Source organism: Myroides sp. 1354 (assembly GCF_030324495.1).
Lineage (GTDB): Bacteria > Bacteroidota > Bacteroidia > Flavobacteriales > Flavobacteriaceae > Flavobacterium.
This window is the reverse complement of the sequence record NZ_JACAGN010000004.1, coordinates 237696-258500: the sequence shown is the minus strand read 5'-3', so window position 1 is coordinate 258500 and position 20805 is coordinate 237696. Positions and strand designations below refer to the sequence as shown.

General features: G+C 35.3%; 17 protein-coding genes and 1 pseudogene. 13 read left to right on the top strand and 5 right to left on the bottom strand.

What is annotated here, in order from left to right; translation table 11 throughout:
- The 12 genes and pseudogenes from HX004_RS06825 to HX004_RS06770 form a co-directional block, all read left to right on the top strand.
- Positions 1–1227, top strand: a pseudogene (locus tag HX004_RS06825) (hypothetical protein); the annotation flags it as partial.
- Positions 1228–1345: 118 nt separating this feature from the next.
- On the top strand, positions 1346–3649 hold the full coding sequence (locus HX004_RS06820; RefSeq protein WP_286441594.1) for a phage tail-like protein: 2304 nt from the start codon (positions 1346–1348) through the stop codon (positions 3647–3649).
- Positions 3650–3756: 107 nt separating this feature from the next.
- Positions 3757–5061: a T9SS type B sorting domain-containing protein gene (locus tag HX004_RS06815; RefSeq protein ID WP_286441596.1), complete on the top strand. Its 1305-nt coding sequence runs from the start codon at positions 3757–3759 to the stop codon at positions 5059–5061.
- Between the two features lie 11 nt (positions 5062–5072).
- Positions 5073–6005 carry a PorP/SprF family type IX secretion system membrane protein gene (locus HX004_RS06810; RefSeq protein WP_286441593.1) on the top strand — a complete coding sequence of 311 codons (933 nt, stop codon included), beginning with the start codon at positions 5073–5075 and terminating at the stop codon, positions 6003–6005.
- Between the two features lie 11 nt (positions 6006–6016).
- Entirely contained in the window at positions 6017–7981 is a 1965-nt protein-coding gene (locus tag HX004_RS06805; protein WP_286441592.1) for an OmpA family protein, read from the top strand.
- A 257-nt stretch (positions 7982–8238) separates the two neighbouring features.
- Positions 8239–8568 carry a hypothetical protein gene (locus HX004_RS06800; protein ID WP_502888464.1) on the top strand — a complete coding sequence of 110 codons (330 nt, stop codon included), beginning with the start codon at positions 8239–8241 and terminating at the stop codon, positions 8566–8568.
- Between the two features lie 282 nt (positions 8569–8850).
- Positions 8851–9747, top strand: coding sequence for a FixH family protein (locus HX004_RS06795; RefSeq protein WP_286441590.1), 897 nt, complete (start codon positions 8851–8853; stop codon positions 9745–9747).
- A 3-nt stretch (positions 9748–9750) separates the two neighbouring features.
- The gene (locus HX004_RS06790; protein WP_286441589.1) at positions 9751–11733 is read left to right on the top strand and encodes a TonB-dependent receptor plug domain-containing protein; all 1983 of its coding nucleotides are present in this window, start codon (positions 9751–9753) and stop codon (positions 11731–11733) included.
- A gap of 19 nt (positions 11734–11752) precedes the next feature.
- Positions 11753–12622 (top strand): MbnP family protein, encoded by an 870-nt coding sequence (locus HX004_RS06785; RefSeq protein WP_286441588.1) that lies wholly within the window; start codon positions 11753–11755, stop codon positions 12620–12622.
- A gap of 44 nt (positions 12623–12666) precedes the next feature.
- The gene (locus HX004_RS06780) at positions 12667–13698 is read left to right on the top strand and encodes a cytochrome-c peroxidase (RefSeq protein ID WP_286441587.1); all 1032 of its coding nucleotides are present in this window, start codon (positions 12667–12669) and stop codon (positions 13696–13698) included.
- Positions 13699–13762: 64 nt separating this feature from the next.
- The gene (locus HX004_RS06775) at positions 13763–14326 is read left to right on the top strand and encodes a hypothetical protein (protein WP_286441586.1); all 564 of its coding nucleotides are present in this window, start codon (positions 13763–13765) and stop codon (positions 14324–14326) included.
- A gap of 207 nt (positions 14327–14533) precedes the next feature.
- On the top strand, positions 14534–15397 hold the full coding sequence (locus tag HX004_RS06770; protein ID WP_286441585.1) for an EamA family transporter: 864 nt from the start codon (positions 14534–14536) through the stop codon (positions 15395–15397).
- 119 nt (positions 15398–15516) lie between these two features.
- Here HX004_RS06770 and HX004_RS06765 read toward each other — a convergent pair whose 3' ends face one another.
- The 3 genes from HX004_RS06765 to ribD are packed head-to-tail and all read right to left on the bottom strand — an operon-like array spanning position 15517 to position 17875.
- Positions 15517–16155 (bottom strand): Type 1 glutamine amidotransferase-like domain-containing protein, encoded by a 639-nt coding sequence (locus HX004_RS06765; RefSeq protein ID WP_286441584.1) that lies wholly within the window; start codon positions 16153–16155, stop codon positions 15517–15519.
- A gap of 20 nt (positions 16156–16175) precedes the next feature.
- Positions 16176–16805 carry an IMPACT family protein gene (locus HX004_RS06760; protein WP_286441583.1) on the bottom strand — a complete coding sequence of 210 codons (630 nt, stop codon included), beginning with the start codon at positions 16803–16805 and terminating at the stop codon, positions 16176–16178.
- Positions 16805–17875, bottom strand: coding sequence for a bifunctional diaminohydroxyphosphoribosylaminopyrimidine deaminase/5-amino-6-(5-phosphoribosylamino)uracil reductase RibD (gene ribD / locus HX004_RS06755; RefSeq protein WP_286441582.1), 1071 nt, complete (start codon positions 17873–17875; stop codon positions 16805–16807). The genes HX004_RS06760 and ribD overlap by 1 nt, the downstream gene beginning before the upstream one ends.
- Positions 17876–17921: 46 nt before the next feature.
- On the opposite strand from ribD, the gene prmC reads away from it, so the two are divergent.
- The gene (gene prmC, locus HX004_RS06750; protein ID WP_286441581.1) at positions 17922–18761 is read left to right on the top strand and encodes a peptide chain release factor N(5)-glutamine methyltransferase; all 840 of its coding nucleotides are present in this window, start codon (positions 17922–17924) and stop codon (positions 18759–18761) included.
- Positions 18762–18879: 118 nt separating this feature from the next.
- Here prmC and HX004_RS06745 read toward each other — a convergent pair whose 3' ends face one another.
- Together HX004_RS06745 and HX004_RS06740 are read right to left on the bottom strand one after the other, a co-directional pair.
- The gene (locus HX004_RS06745) at positions 18880–19776 is read right to left on the bottom strand and encodes a 3-hydroxyacyl-CoA dehydrogenase (protein WP_286441580.1); all 897 of its coding nucleotides are present in this window, start codon (positions 19774–19776) and stop codon (positions 18880–18882) included.
- A gap of 422 nt (positions 19777–20198) precedes the next feature.
- A complete protein-coding gene (locus tag HX004_RS06740; protein WP_002992508.1) occupies positions 20199–20627 on the bottom strand; it encodes an acyl-CoA thioesterase in 429 nt (142 codons plus the stop codon).
- Positions 20628–20805 lie beyond the last annotated feature (178 nt).

Here is a 20805-nt window from a genome sequence, read left to right as displayed (position 1 = left end):
TTTACAGTGAACAATGATTTCTTAACCCTTGTAGATACTGAGGGAACGACATTCAGCGTATCGATTGACGATTTAGGTAAAGTAATTGCAAATAATGATGTTTTCGTAACGGAGTTGGTTGAAAATCAGGAGTTCATTACTAAGTTGGGAGATAACAGTAATTTTATTAATCAAATTACCAACAACAATGAATTCATTGATAACATTATCAATAAGTTAGAACACACCTATGGCAATGTTAACTATGATGTGGTCAACAATGAATTTTACTATTACGATGAGCAAAATATCAAACAAATCATCGATTTAACAGAGATTGTTAAAATATATGAAACATTGACAAGTCTTGAAAATGTGGTTACGAAAGAAACAGATGAGAATGGACAAGAATTTGATCTGTACACTTTGACGTATAAGGATGAAAATGGAACGTTGCATCCTATTGATATAAACGTATTAGTAAAAGGAAGTGAAACATTGACAACATTAACGTATGATCCAATAAATCACGTATTAAAATATATTGATGAAGAGGGAGTTAGTAGTGAGTTTAATTTAACGGATTTAGTTGGGGACGCGGAATCATTAACTAAGTTAGAATTTGACCCAAATACAAATAGCTTGTTGTTTACGGACGAGAATAAGAGTATTCACACAATCGAATTAGCCTCGATTAACAGACATCCTTGGTATGATACAACAACACATAAAGTAGCGACTTCAAATACAGCAGATATTTATACAAAAGGGTGGGTTGGAATTGGATTTACTGAGCCTTCTGGAGCTCCAGGAGAGAGATTAAGAGTAAATGGAAGTATTTCTGCAGTGAATAGTTACTACGCAGATTATGTATTTGATCATTACTTCGATGGATATTCTTCACTGAAATACGATTATGATTTCAAGAGCTTAGATGCTGTTGAGGATTATATTAAAGAGAATCGTCACTTACCGGGAATCACACCGATTCACGAATTAGCTAAATCAGACGAAGGGTATGCGATAAACATTTCTGAATTGTCTATTCAATTGCTTGAAAAAACAGAAGAATTGTATCTACACATCATTGATCAAAAAAATGAGTTAGAAGAAAAGGAAATAAAAATTAAACAGTTAGAAAGAAGTAATCAAGAACTTCAAACACAAACTGCACAGCAAAATCAAGAAATGGTGCACAAAATTGAGCAACTAGAGCAGTTGATTTTGAATTTAATGCAAAAAAACTAACTATTTAAAAGGATAAATTATGTATAATAATACAGCTATATATAAGGGTATGAGATCTGTGATTTCATTGTTATTGATACTATTTCTAGGAGTTTTTTCTAGTATCGCCCAAACAAATATGACAAAAATTAAGGATGGAACTATTTCAGGAACAACAGCAGTTCCAAGCTTAGGCGCTATTCTTGAGTTAGAGAGTGCAAATAAAGGATTTTTGACACCTCGATTGACAACCCAACAAAGAGATGCCATAGGGACAAAAACGGATGGTTTATTAATTTACAATAAAACAACGGGTTGTTTTAACTATTGGAGTGCAGCACAAGACAATTGGTTGAGTATTTGTGGTACACCACCACCTGCAGTGTTTGAAATTACAAACATTCAGTGTCAGGATATTACACCACACGGTATTTACAAACAAGGTGTTTATTTAAATACAAGTAACTATTTAACTATTCCTGTAACTGTTACACAAGCGGGAACGTATGAGATTATTGCAAGTACGACCAATGGGTATTACTTTATGGCAAAGGGAACTTTTCCTTCATCGGGTAGTTATACGTTACTTTTAGAAGGAGTAGGAACACCAAATATAGGGTATAATACGGGAGTAAATGGCGATTTATTAAAAATCACATTAAACAGCAAAGAGAGCACGTGTAATACTAAATACGTATTTGTTGAAAAAGCTGCTGTAGACTTTGTATTGAACTGTTCTAAGATTACTGTAGAAGGAAAATACTATGCTGGAAAAGAACTTGATGCAACAAATAAAATGAAACTTGAAGTTAATGTTACAGCAACAGGTTATTGGAATATATCAACGAATAGGGTAAATGGATATTCGTTTACAGGATCAGGTACTTTTACAACAACAGGTATACAAACGGTTGATTTATTAGGTACAGGAAAACCAACAACTTCAGGTACGAATTTATTCAATATTTCTGCTAATGCGAATACAATAACGAGTTGTTCGGCTATCCCTGTAGTTGTAGAACCGGTGAGCTTTACAGTAAATTGTGCTAGTGCAGTGGTGAATGGTGTGTTTAAACAAGATGAGCCTGTTACTTCAGCAAATACAGTAACACTAATGGTAAATGTAGAAGCTACTGGAGATACAAGTATACAAACCAATACAGTTGGAGGAATTTATTTCTCTTCAGGACCACTTTCGTTTGAAGAACTTGGACAGCAAGAAGTTGTGTTGAGTGCAATTGGTACACCAACAACTGCGGGTACTCATACATATACGTTGAGTCAAACACCAGGTTTGGTTAGTACATGTACTTTTGATATTGAGGTGGACAGTAAACCGGTTTCTTATAATTTAATATGTAATTCAATGGTTGTTAGGGGGAATTATGCTCCAAATATACCTATGAATGCAACCAATACAATTTCATTAAACGTAAATGTTGAATATGTAGGAGATTACACCATTTCAACTAATACAGTAAACGGAGTATCCTTTACAGCAAGTGGAACATTTGCAAGTACTGGATTACAAGAAGTAGTATTAAGTGGAAATGGAATGCCATTAAACGGAGGGCTTCACCGCTTTACTCTAACAACAAATAGTACAACGGGTGGGAATAATTGTAATACAGCTATTGAATTTGTATACAGAAAGATGAATGTTTTAGGTTTAGGAGGTGGAACTTATCAACCAGGTTCAGCTTCAAATATACAAACGTCTAGAGTAGCTTTACAAGCGACAACTAATTTTGGTCCAAATGGAATCGTAAAAGTGGATCAGATTAACATTGTAAATGGTAGTACGTATCAAGGAAGTGCCTTAAGAAATTTAATTAATAACAATAAAATTGACATTGTAGTCATTGGATATAATTACATACCAAATGCCGAGACAATTTCTATTTTGCAAGACTTTGTGAAGAATAAAAAAGGAGTATTAATCCACTCTCAAGAGAATTATGCCAATTTGACTGTTGATTTAATCAATGCTATTTCATACTCTTCTTCTACAGCAATCTCTGGTACTAGATCTACGTATATCAATCCACTAGTAGCATTAAATGATCCAATTCTAAACGGACCTTTTGGTGATCTCCGAGATAAAAGTGCAGGAAGTGACGTAAACAACTCATATTATGTAACTGGGTATTCAAATGATTTCATCAGTTTATCACATGTAGGTGGTGATACTTCACGCGCTTGGTTCTTGAAACACAAATCTTTAGGATATGTATATATTGGAGATGGAGGTTGGACTGCTGGGGATTCAAGAAATTCGTCTACAACTATTTGGCCAGCAGCTATTACAGCAGGAGGAACTCCAATTGCCAAACGTTATGACGGTGGAGTATTGGTTTACAATAGTATTTTGTATGCAAATACAATCACTTGGGCAATTCAATATGCACAAGAAAATACCAATGTAAACTATACTGTAAGATAGTTTTTTAATACAATGAGCTTAGTAAATAGCTAAGCTCATTGTTTGAACTAAAAGAATATAGGCGTTTTAGCCTTTTAATTGAGTATTAATTTTATTCACTCGATATGATGAAAAATAAAGTAATACAAACGTGTTTATTCCTTGCGTTAGCAAATACTATATATGCACAGAAACAGGTGAAATTTATCAATGAAGGTATATTATCTGTATCATCTGATGATGTGGTATCCATTGATCTTGACTTTGAAAACACGGAATTAGGGAAGGTGACTAATGATGGAAAAATCATCTATCTACACCATTTCCTTAATGATGGAGCTTATGGAATTACAACAAATGGTACAACTTCAACTACAATTTTTAGAACAGAAGGGAATCTCATAGATGCGAAACAGATAAGAGGAAATCAAATGGCGTCTTTTTACAATATCATTTTTGACAGTCCTGTCAGTAAAGTGGCTTTTGATTTAAGAAATAATATTGACGCTCATGGAGTTGTAGACTTTCAAAGTGGAATTGTTGCAATTGATTCTACTTATAATCCTATAACCAAGGTTTCACAGGGTATGTTTACCTTTCAAAATGGTGCAAAAGCCATAAACGCTGATAATACATCTCATATTCAGGGGATTGTAGAAAAAATAGGGAAGGATGCTTTTACCTATCCTATAGGGGACAAAGAAAAATATCGTTACGCCCGTATTTCTGCGCCAAAAGAAATGACAGATGTTTTTATTGGACAATACATTTACCAAGATGAAAACTTTTTCAACGCTCGAACCAATACCGTAGGAGTAATAAAAAAATTAAATACTACCGAGTATTGGCTCATCGAAAAAGCAGAGAAAAATGCAAGCGATGTATTGTTAACTTTGAGTTGGGATGAGGAAACAACCTCACCCGAAATATTAGTCAATTCGGAAGAAGAGTTGCATATTGTGCGTTGGGATCCAAAAGCACAAATATGGGTAGATGAAGGAGGAGTAGTAGATATGTCCACTAAAGAAGTAACTACTATTGCAACAGTAAAAGGCTATGGGTTCTTTACGCTTGCAACAGTTAAAAAGGATTGGATTCTAGATGGAGATGTTGTGATTTACAATTTAGTGACTCCAGATGGAGATGGCAAAAACGACTATTTCATTATCGATAATATCCAGCACTATCCTAACAACAGAGTAGAAATTTTTAATCGTTGGGGTGCACGTGTATATGAGACTAAGGGATATGATCCGCTTGGGGATGGTAGCACCAATGTGTTTACTGGATATTCTGAAGGTAAAGTAACGATAGACAAAGGAAGTAAACTTCCTAGTGGTACATATTACTACGTTATTACGTATGAATATAAAGATGAGAATGGGAGTCGCATGATAAAAAAGGCGGCGAACTTACACCTTGAAACGAACTAAAAATGGAAGCAATGATAAGAAAAAACAAAGTAAAAGCTTTTATATTAGCTAGTTTAAGCTTGATGAGTATCGTTCAAGCCACTGCACAACAAGACCCACAATACACACAATATATGTACAATCCAGCAACCATTAACCCTGCTTATTCGGGCAGTGTTGATCATCTGCAACTCTTTGGATTGTATCGTACCCAATGGGTAGGGTTAGAAGGCGCTCCTAAAACAGCGTATTTGTCTGCAGTTACTCCTTTGACAGATAATGGATTAGGAATGGGATTTCACTTTAAGAATGATCATTTGGGTGTGATGGATGAAAATAGTTTGTCTATTGATCTAGCCTATACGGTAGAACTCAATTATTCCTATAAGCTTGCTTTGGGATTAAAAGGTACAGGATCACTCTTGGATGTCGATTACAATAAATTGCATATTTACGATGGAACCGATCCTCTCTCCGAAGATAATATCAAGAACAAGTTTTCAGGCAACATTGGAGCAGGAGCGTATTTGTATTCAGATAAGGCCTATGTTGGAATTTCAGTACCTATGATTTTGTCTAGTAATATTTACAATGACAATGATTACAAAGTAATGAAAGAAAAAGCACATGCCTATCTGATGGGAGGTTATGTGTTTGACCTAAATCATTATATTCAGTTTAAACCAGCTGCTTTAGTTAAAGTAATGACGGGAACTCCCCTTCAAGTAGATGTAACAGCGAATTTTCTGTTCTATAATAAATTTACAGTCGGAGCAGCCTATCGTTGGGATGCTTCAGTAAGTGGACTAGCTGGTTTCCAGGTAAGTGATGGTTTATTTATCGGTTACACCTATGATGCAGATACAAGTAAATTGGCTAAATATCATTCAGGTTCTCATGAAATCTTTATGAAGTTTGAGCTATTTAAAAATAACAGACGAAAAATCGCGCCTCGATTTTTCTAAAACAAGCAATTATGAAAAGAAAATATAGCTACAAAAGCGTATTGCTTTTTTTCTTGTTTTCCAGTGTAATTGGCTTTGGACAAAACAGGAAAGAGCGAAAAGCGGATAGAGAATATGAAAATTATGCCTATGTAGATGCAATTAAAGTGTATAAAAATATGGCAGAAAAAGGATTCATCAATACTTCGATTTTAAGTAAACTGGGGGATTCTTATTACTTCAATGGGAAGTTTTCGGAAGCATACAAGTGGTATGACGAACTATTTCAGGGAAGTTATCTAGATAAAGATTTAGCAAGTTTAGATGCGGAATACTATTATCGTTATGCCCAAACGCTAAAATCGATGAATCAACCTGGACGTGCCGATGCTATTTTGCAAGAGTTTGTCACATTGAAATCGTCAGATTCTAGAGCTCAGCTGTTTATTACCAATGACGAGTTGGTTACTAATACTTTAGCTGCTTCACGTTTTAGTAAGGTTAATTTATCCATTAACAGCGAATATTCCGATTATGGAGCTACACTAGCCAATAACCGATTGATTTTTACCTCTGCTCGTTTAAGTGAAGAGATGAAAAATAAAATACACAATTGGACCAATCAAAATTATACCAAATTATATGCGTCTACCATTGGGGACGATGGGAGTTTTAGTGAACCTGTTCTATATGCAAAAGAAATTGCCTCAGGTGAACTTAATATGGGAACTGCTGTATTTACCAAAGATGGACAGACGATGTATTTTACAAGTAATCACGGGTCAACACGAGGTAATAAGCGCGCTCAATATAATGAAGAAGAAACTTCTCTACTAAAAATATATCGCGCTAGAAAACAGCAAGATGACAGTTGGGGAGCAGTAGAAGAATTGCCGTTCAACCTCGATCAATACAATACAGCTCATCCCGCTTTAACACCAGATGAACAATGGCTGTATTTTGTATCAGATCGGCAAGGAACAATCGGACAATCGGATTTGTTTCGAGTGAGCATTTATGAATCTGGGCGTTTTGGTGTAGTGGAAAATTTAGGAAACCAGATCAATACCGCAGGACGTGAAACATTTCCATTTATTTCCAGCGATTATACTTTGTATTTTTCTAGTGACGGATATCCAGGTTTTGGAGGGTTAGACTTATTCAAAGCGAAGATCAATCGCGATGGAAAAATTGGTGTACCCATCAACTTAGGACCAGACATCAATACTGGATTTGACGATTTTGGAATCTATATTGATGTTGCAACCAAAAAAGGATTTTTTAGCTCTAATACAGAAGGAGGACAGGGAGGAGACGATATTTATTTATTTGTAGAAACCCCTTGTTATCAAATAGTTGATGGAGTAATTCTAGATGAAGAGACCCAAAGCGGATTAGGAGGAGTGGAAATTGTTTATTACGATGCAACTCAAAAGCCTATTGGTCAAGTTTTAACTGATGAACAAGGTTATTATAAAATAGATCAGTTAGAATGTGGAAACCAATACCGTATCCGCGTTGTTCACGAAGGTTATTTTACGCGTGAATTCACCGTTGATACTACTCGTGAACTTCATCAACGTCACAATCTAGCATTGGAACCTGATGGAACAAAAATTAAAAAGGGCGATGACTTATTTAAAAAATTAAAATTAAATCCAATTTACTTTGATTTTGACAAGTCAAATATTCGTCCTGATGCTCAAATAGAATTGATGAAAATTGTAGAAGTATTGTTGCAATATCCTGATATAAAGCTAAATGTACATACGCATACAGATAGTAGAGGAAATGATGCGTACAACCTTCGATTATCAGAACGCCGTGCACAGTCGACAATTCAATGGATGATAAATCGAGGAATTGATGCCCATCGATTAGAAGGTAAAGGATTCGGAGAAACACAGTTGATTAATAACTGTAGCAATGGAGTTCGCTGTTCAGAAGCAGAGCATCAAGCCAATAGACGAAGTGAGTTTATTATTTCAAATAATTAAGAATAAAATCTACTAAAAATCTTTTTTTCTTAATCTTTGCAGTGAGTGGAAACATGAACTAGCATAACTTTTTAGATTGAGAGGGACCAGCCATGTGCTGGTCCTTTTTTTTATGGGTCATAGACCAATGGTTCAATAATGATCTTATTTACTTTTTCAATCCATTAATTCACAGAAACACCACCAAATTTTGTCTTTAGAAAAATATAGCAGACCTTTGTAAGGTGAAAATAGCCACTCTCATATTATCCCTTTTTATGTTTTTCAAACCAGTCTTACCGGTTGTGGAATATGTGGTGCTATATGATTACATCAAAAATGAATTATGTGTTAATAAGGACAAGCCAGAACTTGAATGTAATGGGAAATGTCACTTGAAAAAAGAAATGGCACATGCTTCAGATAACAAAGCAGAAAAAAGCAAGGTGAATTTTGCCTCAGCAGAGGTACAGATTATGTATTATCAGGCGCTAGATACAGAAAGTGCGCTTGTTTTTAATCCGTATCGCATTACAAATGATCGTGCTGTAACAAGCCTATACACTTTCTCTTTTTCGAATCTTTTGTTCAGACCTCCCGTTTTCTAAATTAAAAATAGGAAGACTTGTTATATATCTTGATTTAGTGCTGAATTATTCACTTGATTTTTGGTGTACTGCAGGTCTATTCCCCTTTATCTTATCGTATTTTTAATTGAGTTCTCATCCTTAGGTTGTAGATTGATGAATATCTACCATCTACAAAGGTTTAGCTAACTACATGCTGTATGTGATGCACGGTGATATACTGTGCGCATGGGCTATGCTTTTTTGTATGCCTAGAACTAAGGAGCAACAGCATAAGGATAGACAGGACCATCACTGAAAACAATGAAAAATTTTATTTATTTACTAGCAGCATTTTTTGTTGTTGCGGCTTGTACAATAGAAAAAACAGATTACGAATCTGAAACCAATACCCTCGTCCCTGACAATAAGGAGTTTAAGGAAGTATTTTCTATTGCAAAAGCAACATACAAAATTAGCGTCGAAGCACTTCAAGGTCACTTGTATCAAGGATACAATGAAGTGCGTTTAAAAGTGTATCAAGCCGATTCGAATCAATTGGTTGAAGGAGTAAAAGTGAGGCTTTTACCTGTTTTGACTACAAGTAAGGGAGACCGAGAGTCTTGTCCTAATTTGTATGAATTGGTCTACGATAAACAAGGACAATATTATAGTGGATATTCCGTATTTACTAAAATGAGCAAGGAAGGTACGTGGGAATTGTCTATTCAATTGGAGGTTCAAAATCAAAAAATTGAAATGACACAAGTAATTCTTGTGGAGGAACAATTGAATAAGAATTTGAATATGACTTCATTTATAGGTCAAGATCAAGAAGAATACACGATTGCTTTGGTAGCGCCAATTCAGCCCAAAGTGGCGGAAAATACACTTGTAGCAGGAATTTTTAAGCTGAATAAAACAGCAGAAACTCTTGAGAAAGCGTATGAAGTAGTGGATGGTTATACGTTGTATTTAGATCCGAGAATGCCTGAACCTTCAATGGGGAATCATTCGTCACCTAATAACCGAGATTTAACCCAAAAAGAAGATGGCTTCTATTATGGAGTAGTTAATTACACTATGACGGGCAATTGGACGTTAAATTTTATACTTCAAAATAAGCAGGGGCGCATACTCAAAGGCACGAAAGTACCTTTGGATTTTACCCCGGGTATTGCAGGAGTAAAGAGTGAATTACATATCGATATTCTATTTTAAGTTATGCGCAGTATATCCTTATTGCTGTTCTTCGGAACAGTAGGAGCTTTTGCTCAGTCTACTGCTGTTGTACAAGACAGTGTAACCTTACTCGATGAAATTGCGGTTATAGCTAAGGTGAAAGAAAAGATTAAAACGGATTTGAAAATGTCCGTTTCTGTCGATGAATATTTGGCTTCATCCGAACAGATTAGCTTCATTAAACGCGGCGCCTATGCTTGGGAGCCTCTGTTGAATAATATGAGCACAGAACGCTCCACCTTAACCATTGACGGCATGCATATTTTCGGTGCTTGCACAGACAAGATGGATCCGATTACTTCTTATGTAGAGAGTAATAATCTTGCAGCTGTTGATATTCAATCTGGACAAGAAGGGGGAATGCATGGTTCTACCATTGCAGGAAGTATTGATTTGAAGCGAAAAACCACCGCTTTTAGTCCGTATAACCAATGGACAGGAGGCTATCAAAGTGGGTTTGAATTCAACAACAAGCAATATTACAATTTAGGGAATCTTTCTTTTGCTACAAAGAAATGGGCGACAGATGCTAGTATAGCGTATCGCACGGCTCAGAATTATAAAGATGGAAATAATCAAGAGGTCAATCACTCTCAGTATAAGAAGTTTAATACTTCTCTAGGAATAGCACATAAAACAAGTGAATTGTCTTCTGTGCGAGTGGATGCTATTTTTGATGTGGCGAAAGATGTTGGATATCCCGCTTTACCGATGGATTTATGGCTCTCTCGTGCAATTATTACTTCAATTAATTATAAGCAACTATTTGAAGATAAGATAATTAAAAATTTGGATACCAAGGCGTATTTCAATGCGATTGAACACTATATGGATGATACTACCCGCCCGGAGAATTTAGTTCATATGGATATGCCAGGGTGGAGTACGACCTATGGATTAGTTTCCAAAGCAGATTTTAAAAAGGGCATATACGCTTCAGAATTACAGCTCAATGTATATAACAACCTTTCAATTGCAGAGATGCGTATGTATCCTCAGGATCGAAAAAACCGCACCATGTTTGCTTATACTTGGCCTTGGGTAACAACTACCTATGGGGGTCTATCGTTAAATAATACCATTGAATTATCTTCCAACAGTCAGTTGCATGTTGGCGGTGGTTTAGGAGTGAATTACAACAAAGCCAAATACATTGAATTCAATTGGATTTTCCATCCAGGAGCAGCTCAAGAAAAAACAAGAGTGCTACCCAGTTTTCACGCGAGTTACGAGGTGAAATTAGATGCTTTTAATTTTGCAGTAGGTACGGGCTATGGCCATCGAGCTCCTTCTGTATCAGAAGCATATGGATACTACATTTACAACAGTTATGACCGTTATGATTACATAGGAAATCCCGATTTGAAGAATGAGGTTTCACACGAATTAAATGCCAGTGCCGGATACAAAGGAAAGCGCTTTGGAATAGAGGCCAAAGCCAATTACTTCTATATTAAAGATTACATCATTGGACGTATTTTAAGCTTGGGAAGTCCGATGAATTACCAATCTGTAGGAGTGAAGGGGTATACTTCTTTGGACTACGCTACGTTGTTTAATTTCTCCTTAACGGGAACCTACAATTTTTCCGATCATTTGCATTGGAAAGGAAGTTTGACTTATGCGAAAGGACAAGATGATGATCAAGGTAATTTGCCTTTTATTCGTCCTTTGAGCTATCAAACCTCCTTGCATTATGGATATGGCGATTTTGGTATTCAAACTTCCGTACATGGAGATGGGAAACAACGCGATTATAGCCCAGAGTATGGGGAAAGTCAAACGCCTGCTTATGCCATTTGGAATGCTTCCGTTGATTATTCTTTTTATATCAAAGACGTCAAAGCAGTGTTTCAAATTGGAGCAGAAAATTTGCTCAACGAATATTACTCTACGTATGCCGATTGGGGCAATATACCAAGAATGGGACGCAATATTTATACGTCCTTAAAACTTAATTTTTAAATAAAAACACATAAATAAAATGAAAAACACAATAAAATATTTCGCTCTATCTGTTTTAACTATTGCTATGGCATCTTGTTCAAGTGATGACAATAGTACCGCTGCTAATAAAGTTACACTTTCTTTTATGAATACTTTTGGAGATAAAACCATTGTATTAGGAGAGGCTAATTCAACTACAGCTACGGTGCATACTTCTGCAGAAGGACAAGTACATCATTTTAGTGAATTGAAATACGTAATTAGCAATATTCGTCTTATCAAGAATGACGGAAAAGAAATCCCCTATTTCATTAATGATTTAGATCAAGGAGCAACAGTAATCAATCAAGCAAAAGAAAGTAGTTTAAATTATGTTTTACGCGATATTCCAAAAGGCGAATACAAGCAGATTAAATTTGGATTAGGAGTGAGAAGTGATCTCAATGTATTGAATGAAGTGAGATTTCCTAATTTTTATGCTGCTGCTGGAGCCAATGATACAGAGATGATGTGGGAATGGGGAACAGGGTATCGCTTTACGAAGATTGAAGGATTTTATGAAACAGATCACAAACAAATGTCCATTCATACGGGAAGCACATTAGAAGATGGCGACAATAATGACCTAAAACAAGGAGTAGATGCTTATAGAGATGTTGTTTTAGATTTACCGGTATTGGCGCAAGTAGGAAAATCATCACCCGCAATTTTGATTAAAGCTGATTTTAATGCACTATTAAGTGGAAAATCAAATACGATAACACTTAGCTCAGGTACAGGATCAGATGACAATGCTACACCAAATGTGCATACAGCGGTACAAATGGTGAAATTTGTTGACAATTTAGGAGGAAACGGACTCAATGATGTGAGCGGTATGTTCTCTGTTCTTCAAGTTAAAAATTAAATATTACAGGGAGTTGTTTGAAAAGGTGACTCCCTTCATTTGCTATGAAAAAAATCTATAAAATAATACAAATCAGTGTTTTACTTCCTTTTTTTGGTTTGATGGCATGTAGTTCAGATGACTCCTATGCGCCAATAGAATCGAATCCATTAGTAGAATTGATTATTCCAGCTGATTTTCCTTCTTTTAATTCAGCTTTTTACAACAATCAACCAACCAAGTTTGGCGTAGAGTTGGGTAAAAAGCTGTTTTTTGATCCCCGTTTAAGCCGAGACAATACCATTGCTTGTGCGACTTGTCATATTCAAGCATCAGCCTATGCAGATCAACAAAAGCAAGGAGTTGGAATAGAAGGGAAGGTGGGGTTGCGCAATGTACCTCCGATTCAAAATCTCGCGTTTATGCAGTATTACAATTGGGATGGAAGTAAGCGCCAATTGGAAAATCAAGTTATTGTTCCTTTAATTACTCCAGAAGAGATGCATTCATCTATTGTAGAAGTAATTGGAAAAATACAAGAGGATTTAGACTATCAAAAATTGTTTCAACAGGCCTTTGGTGATAAGCAAATTACGGATCAACGTATTTACCAAAGTATTGCACAATATGAGTATACTCTAATTTCAGCTAACAGTAAATACGACCAGGTTCAACGCAAGGAAACGGTATTTACACCCAAAGAACAATATGGCTATGAAGTATTTCAAGTAAAGTGTGCCAGTTGTCACAGCGGTACTTTATTTACCGACCAGACATTTCGAAATATAGGATTTCCTATCAACAGAGATTCAAATGAAGCTGGTAGAGCGCGGGTAACAGGCGATTTAAAAGACTACATGAGTTTTAGAGTGCCTTCGCTGCGCAATATTGAATTTACAGCTCCTTATGGGAGTTTTGGACAGTTTCAAACACTAAAGGAAGTTTTGGATTATATGGATCAAGGGGTTCTATGGGCAGATAATTTAGATCCCATTTTTAAAGAGAATGAGAACAAATTGCCTTTGACAACGGAAGAAAAAGAAGCTTTGATCGTATTTATGCAAACCTTGAGTGATGGGAATTTTATTGGAAAATAAGTATAGGAGGTGAAAATTAGACCAAAAGCTGTAAATTAGACCCTTAGTTTATATTCTAAAAGAAATGAGAAAGAATCTTTTAATACTATTCGGTTTCATAGTTTTATCGTCTTTTGCTATACAAGACGGTTTAAAAGAACGTATGCGAATCGCTGTGACTCCTTATGTAGAATCAGAATTGGGCGTTGATTTGAAGAAAAAAGAAAATACGTTAACGATTGTTCGCATCGATACATTGACAGAGAAAAACAGATTGCAGATTAAAGGACAAGAAATGCTCGAAGAATTACAAGTCGGTTATTTGCCGTTTATTGAATTACAACAGCATGCGGTGAATCAATATATGTTGTTGTATAAAATTCATCCAGACAAAAAAGTGCGCAATGAAATAGACAATGCTGTACGCGAATACAGCGAAATTGAAGCCAAAGCAGCACCATTAATCAAGGAATTAGAAGAAGTTATAGCCAAAGAAAAAAAGGCAGATAACAAACAATTTGTCGCTTATAAGGTTAGTGCATTATTAAGTGTTGAGAACCAAGGTCGCTTAATTAAAACAGATACCTTAGGTATTATTGTAAGCAAAGATTTGCAAGTCATTAAACGAAAAGATTTTATAAAAGATTAGAAAACCACGCTAGGCGTGGTTTTTTTGTTTATTAATTTAGATCTATAAACTGATGGAAGTACAATGAATAAAGATTGATTTGAGCCCCTATTTTAAAATACCTTTATATATCATAATTAATATTATGTAAAATAGAAAAATTAAACTCCTCTTCCTAACCGCTACATGCCTATATTTTCTATTTTTGTAGCCACCTAGCATTTTATTATGATCTATTTACTTTGTAGTATTCTCGGAAGCGTTTCAGTTGGTGTATTTTTTAAATACATTAAAAAATATTCGATTAACATCTTTGAGATTATTATCATCAACTACGTCATAACTTCGGTATTGTCGTTTTTTATTTTTCAAGTTGATTTAACGCAAATCTCAGTAGCGATGCCTTGGAAAATTATTGCAAGCTTAGGCGTTTTATTACCGACTATTTTCGTGGTTCAATTTTATTCCATTAAACACGCAGGTTTAATTAAAACAGATATTGCTCAGCGTTTATCCCTTTTAATTCCAATTCTCGCTGCTATATTTATTTTTCAGGAATCCTTAAATACAATGCGCTATATTGCATTAGCAGTTGGATTAGTATCGGTTTATTTTATTTTAAATAAAGGAAATGCTATAAAAACAACTCATTCGAATACGAGTACTTATTATTTACTAGGCACGTTTTTTGGATTTGGAATTATTGATATTTGTTTTAAACAATTAGCTCTTTATTCTGCGATTCCTTATACGCAAAGTTTGTTTTATGTTTTTGCAACAGCCTTGATTTTGAGTTTAATTGCTTATGTATTCGGTACAAAGAAAAATATTTTTAAGATTAAAAAACTAAATTTAGTCTCTGGAATTTTTATAGGAGGATTAAATTTTGTCAATATTATTTTCTACATGAAGGCCCATCAACACTTCTCCTCCAACCCTACTATTGTATTTGCAGGAATGAATTTTGGAGTTATTTTCCTGGGTACTTTATTGGGCTACACGCTTTTTAATGAGAAATTGAACAGAAAGAATATAATTGGATTAGTTTTAGCTGCTTTAGCAATTACATTACTGATTATTTCATTGAATTAAAATAACATAGAAATAAAAATACTAAAACAGTTTATCCTGCGTTCTATATGTAGAAATATTGTTTTTTATTGTATTATTTACTTAAAGGGTTGTCTTGTAAAAGATAACCCTTTTTTCTTTTATTCATTAGAATTTAAAATCTTAATTGATTTATTATCAATAGCTAACACTTGTTTGTTGTTTAAAGGAATCAAAGATAATTGGTGGTTGTATTCCTCAAAAATCTGTACTGTAACTGTTTCAAAGGGAGTATTTTTGTAATGTACTAACGGATAGTTTTCTATTAGATTCAATCCAGTGTAATCCTTTAATAAAGGTGCTTTAGCGAAGTCGTCCATTGCTGCTAGATACCCGATGTTTGGTGACATTATAACGCTACCAGCGGATGTTCCAATGTAAATTTTACCCTTAGCTATTTCTGCTTTTATCCATTGATCTGCACCTGTTCGCTTCATTTCTTGTAGTAGATAAAACGTATTCCCCCCAGAGACAAAAATAAAGTCATTGGCTTGCAATTTGAATTGGATTTCCTCTGGTTTTGCTGTACTCAATTCTAAAATATCAACAGTAATTCCCAGACGTTCAAAAGCTTCTCTATCGCGATCAACATGCGCTGTATACTCTTCTACTATACTCGCTGTTGGAATGAAAGTGACCGTTTTATTTTGCAAATTTTCATTGACAAAATCTTGAAATACAGTTGCAACATCAGCAAAAGAGGAAGCTAAAAAAAGACGAAGTGAATTAGAATTGTTCATATTTTAAATGTAAGGGTATTTTAATTGTAATTTTCATCTGAAGGCTCCAGTACTTTTACTTCATAATAAGGAACAAAAGCTTCTAATGCTTGTTGATATTCACTTTTGCGAATAGATAACTCAATTTCACAGGTCATTTCTAACTTTTGTTGCACCAAGTTTAGGTTGCGTTCTTTAATCACGCGCATGACATTATTCATGTCTTTGTAATCAAAGCGAACTTTGAATTTCTTATCGATGGTGCATTCAATAATTTCAGCTTCTTCTAAGGCCATTTGAGCGGCAGCGCGATAAGCGGTAATTAATCCTCCAACTCCTAATTTTACACCGCCAAAGTAACGAACAACCACGATGAGAATATCGGTCAGATCGAAGGATTGTATTTGTCCATAAATAGGAGCTCCTGCTGTATTACTCGGTTCTCCATCGTCATTCGCTCGATAATAAACGGGATCAGTACCTAACTGAAACGCATAACACCAATGGCGGGCATTGTAGTGTACTTTTTTAATCTGATCGAGTATTTCTTTTACCTCTTCTTCTTTTTTTATGGGAAAAGCATAACCAAAGAATTTGCTATTCTTTTCTTTGTATAGTACTTCTTCCGTAGGCTCGCTAATCGTTTTATAAAAATCTTTTTCTTCTGACATTATAAGGCGTGTAAAATATGTAATTCATTATTGGCAATGGCATAGCGTTTTGTTTGCTGTGTTTGCTTTATCTGTGGAGCGGGAATTCCTTCACCAAGTACTGCTTCACTGATAAAAATACGGGCTTCATCCCAAAGATTAGCTGCTATGAAATGTTGAATGGTTTGTGTTCCTCCTTCAATAACGACAGACATAATTTGAAGCTCATAGAGCATGGTGCAAATTTGTTGAACTAAATTTCCATCAAAATCAGCGTAATAGTATCTGGTGTGTTCATTCGATTTCATTTCTCTATTGGCTGTAATACAGATAGCAGGTTCTTCCTGTTGATTAATTGCAAAGGAAGTTGGGATTTGACCTTTTCGATCCAAATAGATGCGCACTGGATTTTTGCCATACCAGCTTCTTGTTGTCAGTGAAGGGTTGTCCTCCAAAACTGTATGAGTGCCTACTAAAAAAGCCATTTCTTCGCTTCTCCACTTATGGACGAGTTGCTTGGCATAAGCGTTAGACAACCAAACAGGAGCTTGTTCCGTTCTGTGTAAAGGAGCTATAAATCCATCTTGACTTTCAGCCCATTTTAAAATAATATAGGGGCGTTTCTTTTGGTGAAAGGTAAAAAATCGTTGATTGCTTTGTTGACATGCTTTTTCCAAAACACCTACAATTACTTCAATACCCGCATCCTTCATCTTTTGAATACCCATACCGCAAACCTTAGCAAAAGGATCGATTGTTCCCACAACCACACGGGGAATTTGTTTGGCAATAACTAAATCACTACAAGGAGGCGTTTTGCCAAAGTGACTACAGGGTTCCAAACTAACGTAAAGCGTACTTTCCTTGAGTAAATCTGGATGCTGTACACTGGCAATTGCGTTTACTTCTGCGTGAGCACCTCCATAAGCGGAAGTGAACCCCTCTCCTATGATTTGATCTTTGTATACGATTACTGCACCAACAGATGGGTTGGGCATTGCGGCAAATGTTCCTTGCTTGGCCAACTGTAAGCAGCGAGAAATATAGTATTCGTCTTTTTCCAACATTGATAAAACTGTATCTTTGAACAAATTTAATTCTTTTTAGCTAAACTCATAAGCTTTTAGCTTTTAAACTATGTTGATAAAAGTACTCCAAGACCAGTTTATATCAAAGCTCGCTCCGATTTATGACGAGGTAGAAGCTCAGCAATTATTCTTATTCTGCCTAGCGGAATTGGAAGGCAAATCGCGTATTGATTTAATAATGAATCCCGAGTTAACTACGCTCAATTCAGAACAATGGTTTGCTATATTGCAAATGCTTATCGAACAAAAGCCGATTCAACATATTTTTGGAAAGGCGTATTTCTATGGGTATGCATTTAATGTAAACGAACATACGTTAATACCGCGTCCAGAAACGGAAGAATTGGTGGAGTGGATTTTGAATTCTGTTCCTCACAATCAATCTATTCGCATCTTGGATATAGGAACTGGTAGCGGTTGCATAGGCTTAACTTTGGCCAAGGAATTGCCCCAGAGTCAAGTAACCCTGATGGACATTTCTGTAGAAGCTTTAAAAATAGCCAAGCAAAATGCCGAAGCCTTAGCGGTAAACGTCGAATTCATACAACAAGATATTTTAGCATTGGATCAATTAACTTCACCTTTTGATGTTATTGTTTCCAATCCGCCTTATATCCGTCAATTGGAAAAAGTGGAAATAAAGAAAAATGTCATGGATTATGAACCCCATACGGCTCTATTTGTTGAAGATGATGACCCACTTATCTTCTACCGAAAAATTGCAACATTGGCTTTTGAAAATTTAAAACCAGGAGGGCAATTATTCTATGAAATCAATCAATACTTAGGTCAAGAAATGATTGAGCTATTAAGAGGTATCGGATTTAAAGACACGGAATTACGTCGCGATATGATGCAAAATGACCGCATGACAAAATCAATAGTTTAATTGTCTTTAAATGATTGTAATTATGTGTTTTACATAATATTAATTAAAGTAAAGCTTTAATTAAAAAAGCCAAACAACCTTTGTGATTGTTCGGCTTTTTTATTCTTGAAATAGCAGGTTATTTCAAGAAATCTTTCGCTCTAAATGCTGGATTTGGATAGGTATAAAACCCTTCGCCTGTGCCTACACCTAGTTTATTTTTATCTAGAAATTCTTTCTGAAGATAGGCCGCCATTTTTAGTTTTAAAGGATCTTTTGTGGCATCGGCTGTCATTTTGATGATGTTATAGGCGGTTGTAATTCCGATAATATCTAAAATACCGCAAGGTCCTATAGGTGCACCCGTTGCTACCATCCAGGTTTTGTCAATTGTTGGTGCATCTGCAACCTCCTTAACTAATAGCTCTGTAGCGGCATCCAACAAAGGTACTAAAAGCGTATTTAAAATATAACCCGGTTGTTCTTTGTGCAAGGGTAAAGCAATCATGCCAATATTTGTTGCAAACTCAACAATTTGATTGAAAATAGCAGGATCTGTATGGTCATGTCCCATAATTTCTGCCGTATTGTGTTTGCCAATTTCATTGGCAAAGTGTAAGGCCAAGAATTGTTTTGGTCGCTTTGTTGCTTCAGCAATTTGGCTAGGGATTAAAGTGGATGAATTGGTCGCGAAAATAGTATGTACAGGTGCAACTTCCGCTAAGTCATTATAGAACTTAATTTTAATTTTAAGATTCTCCGGAACAGCTTCAATCACCAAATCAGCTTGAGCGGTTGCTTGTGCCAAATCGCTTGAATACGATAGATTGGCTTTTGTTTGTTTCAATTGTTCAGGTGTTGCTCCTAAATCTTCTTGGTATTTTTTACTGAGAATCTCAAACTTTGCTTGTGCCTTTGTAATGGCTTCTTCATTGATGTCATATACAGTTACATTAAATCCTTTAAAGGCTGTCTGGAAGGCTATTTGATAGCCCAAAACACCGCTTCCAGCAACGGTAACGTTTTTAATTTTCATATTTTTAATTTTTAGTATTGTTTTGTCGATATTGAGTCTATCAATATACGATTATTACGTTGAATTAACTAAAATAAAAACTTAATCCTTAGTAGTATTAATGCTATCTTCTTTGCTTTTTTGCTTTTTTGTTTTTTTGTGAGGTGAAAAATTCTCGTTTAAAGGAAAAGCTATCTTCTTTGCTTTTTCGTTTTTTTGTTTTTTTGTGAGGTGAAAAATTCTCGTTTAAAGGAAAAGCTATCTTCTTTGCTTTTTTCCTTTTTCGTTTTTTTGTGAGGTGAAAAAATTCTCGTTTAAAGGAAAAAAGCTTTCTTCTCCTCTATCCAATTTTATACTGCTGTCTTAAACTAAAAGGAAGTAAAAAAGCATAAAAAAAAGCTACTGTGGTTTACAGTAGCTTCTTTGTGGTATTTTAAAAAAACTTAAAACGTTTCAATTTCATCCATTACAGGTACGGGACGTTTGCTTTCATTAATAGCAACTAAGGTAAAATTACCTGAGATCGCTTTTTCACGACCTTCTCTATACATGCTTTCAACGAATACGTCTACCCTAACATCTAAACTTGTACGTCCTACACGTACTACTGTTCCGATTAACTCAACCAAGGTCCCTACAGGAATAGGTTGATTAAAGTCGATTTTATCACTGGAAACAGTCACAATTGGTTTGCGGCAAAAGCGAGTAGCGGTCATAAAAGCGATTTCATCCATAATGGCTAAAACAGCTCCCCCAAACATTGTTCCATGGTGATTGGTTTGTCCTGGGAATACCGTTCTAAAAACGTGAGTTTCTGAATCTTTGATCTTTTTTTGAATACGCAGCTCCTTGCTTGTTAATTCACCTTCCATAGTTTTATCTTGAACAATTAAATAATAGACTTGTTGTTTGGAAAAATACATAGGCTCTTGGGGACAAATGTCGACAACTGTTCCAGTAAATCAGGTTTTTTATTACTTATTTTGAAGTAAAAAGCCTGGATTTATGTCAATTTTAAAACATCTACAACGAATTGCTATACTATCCTTA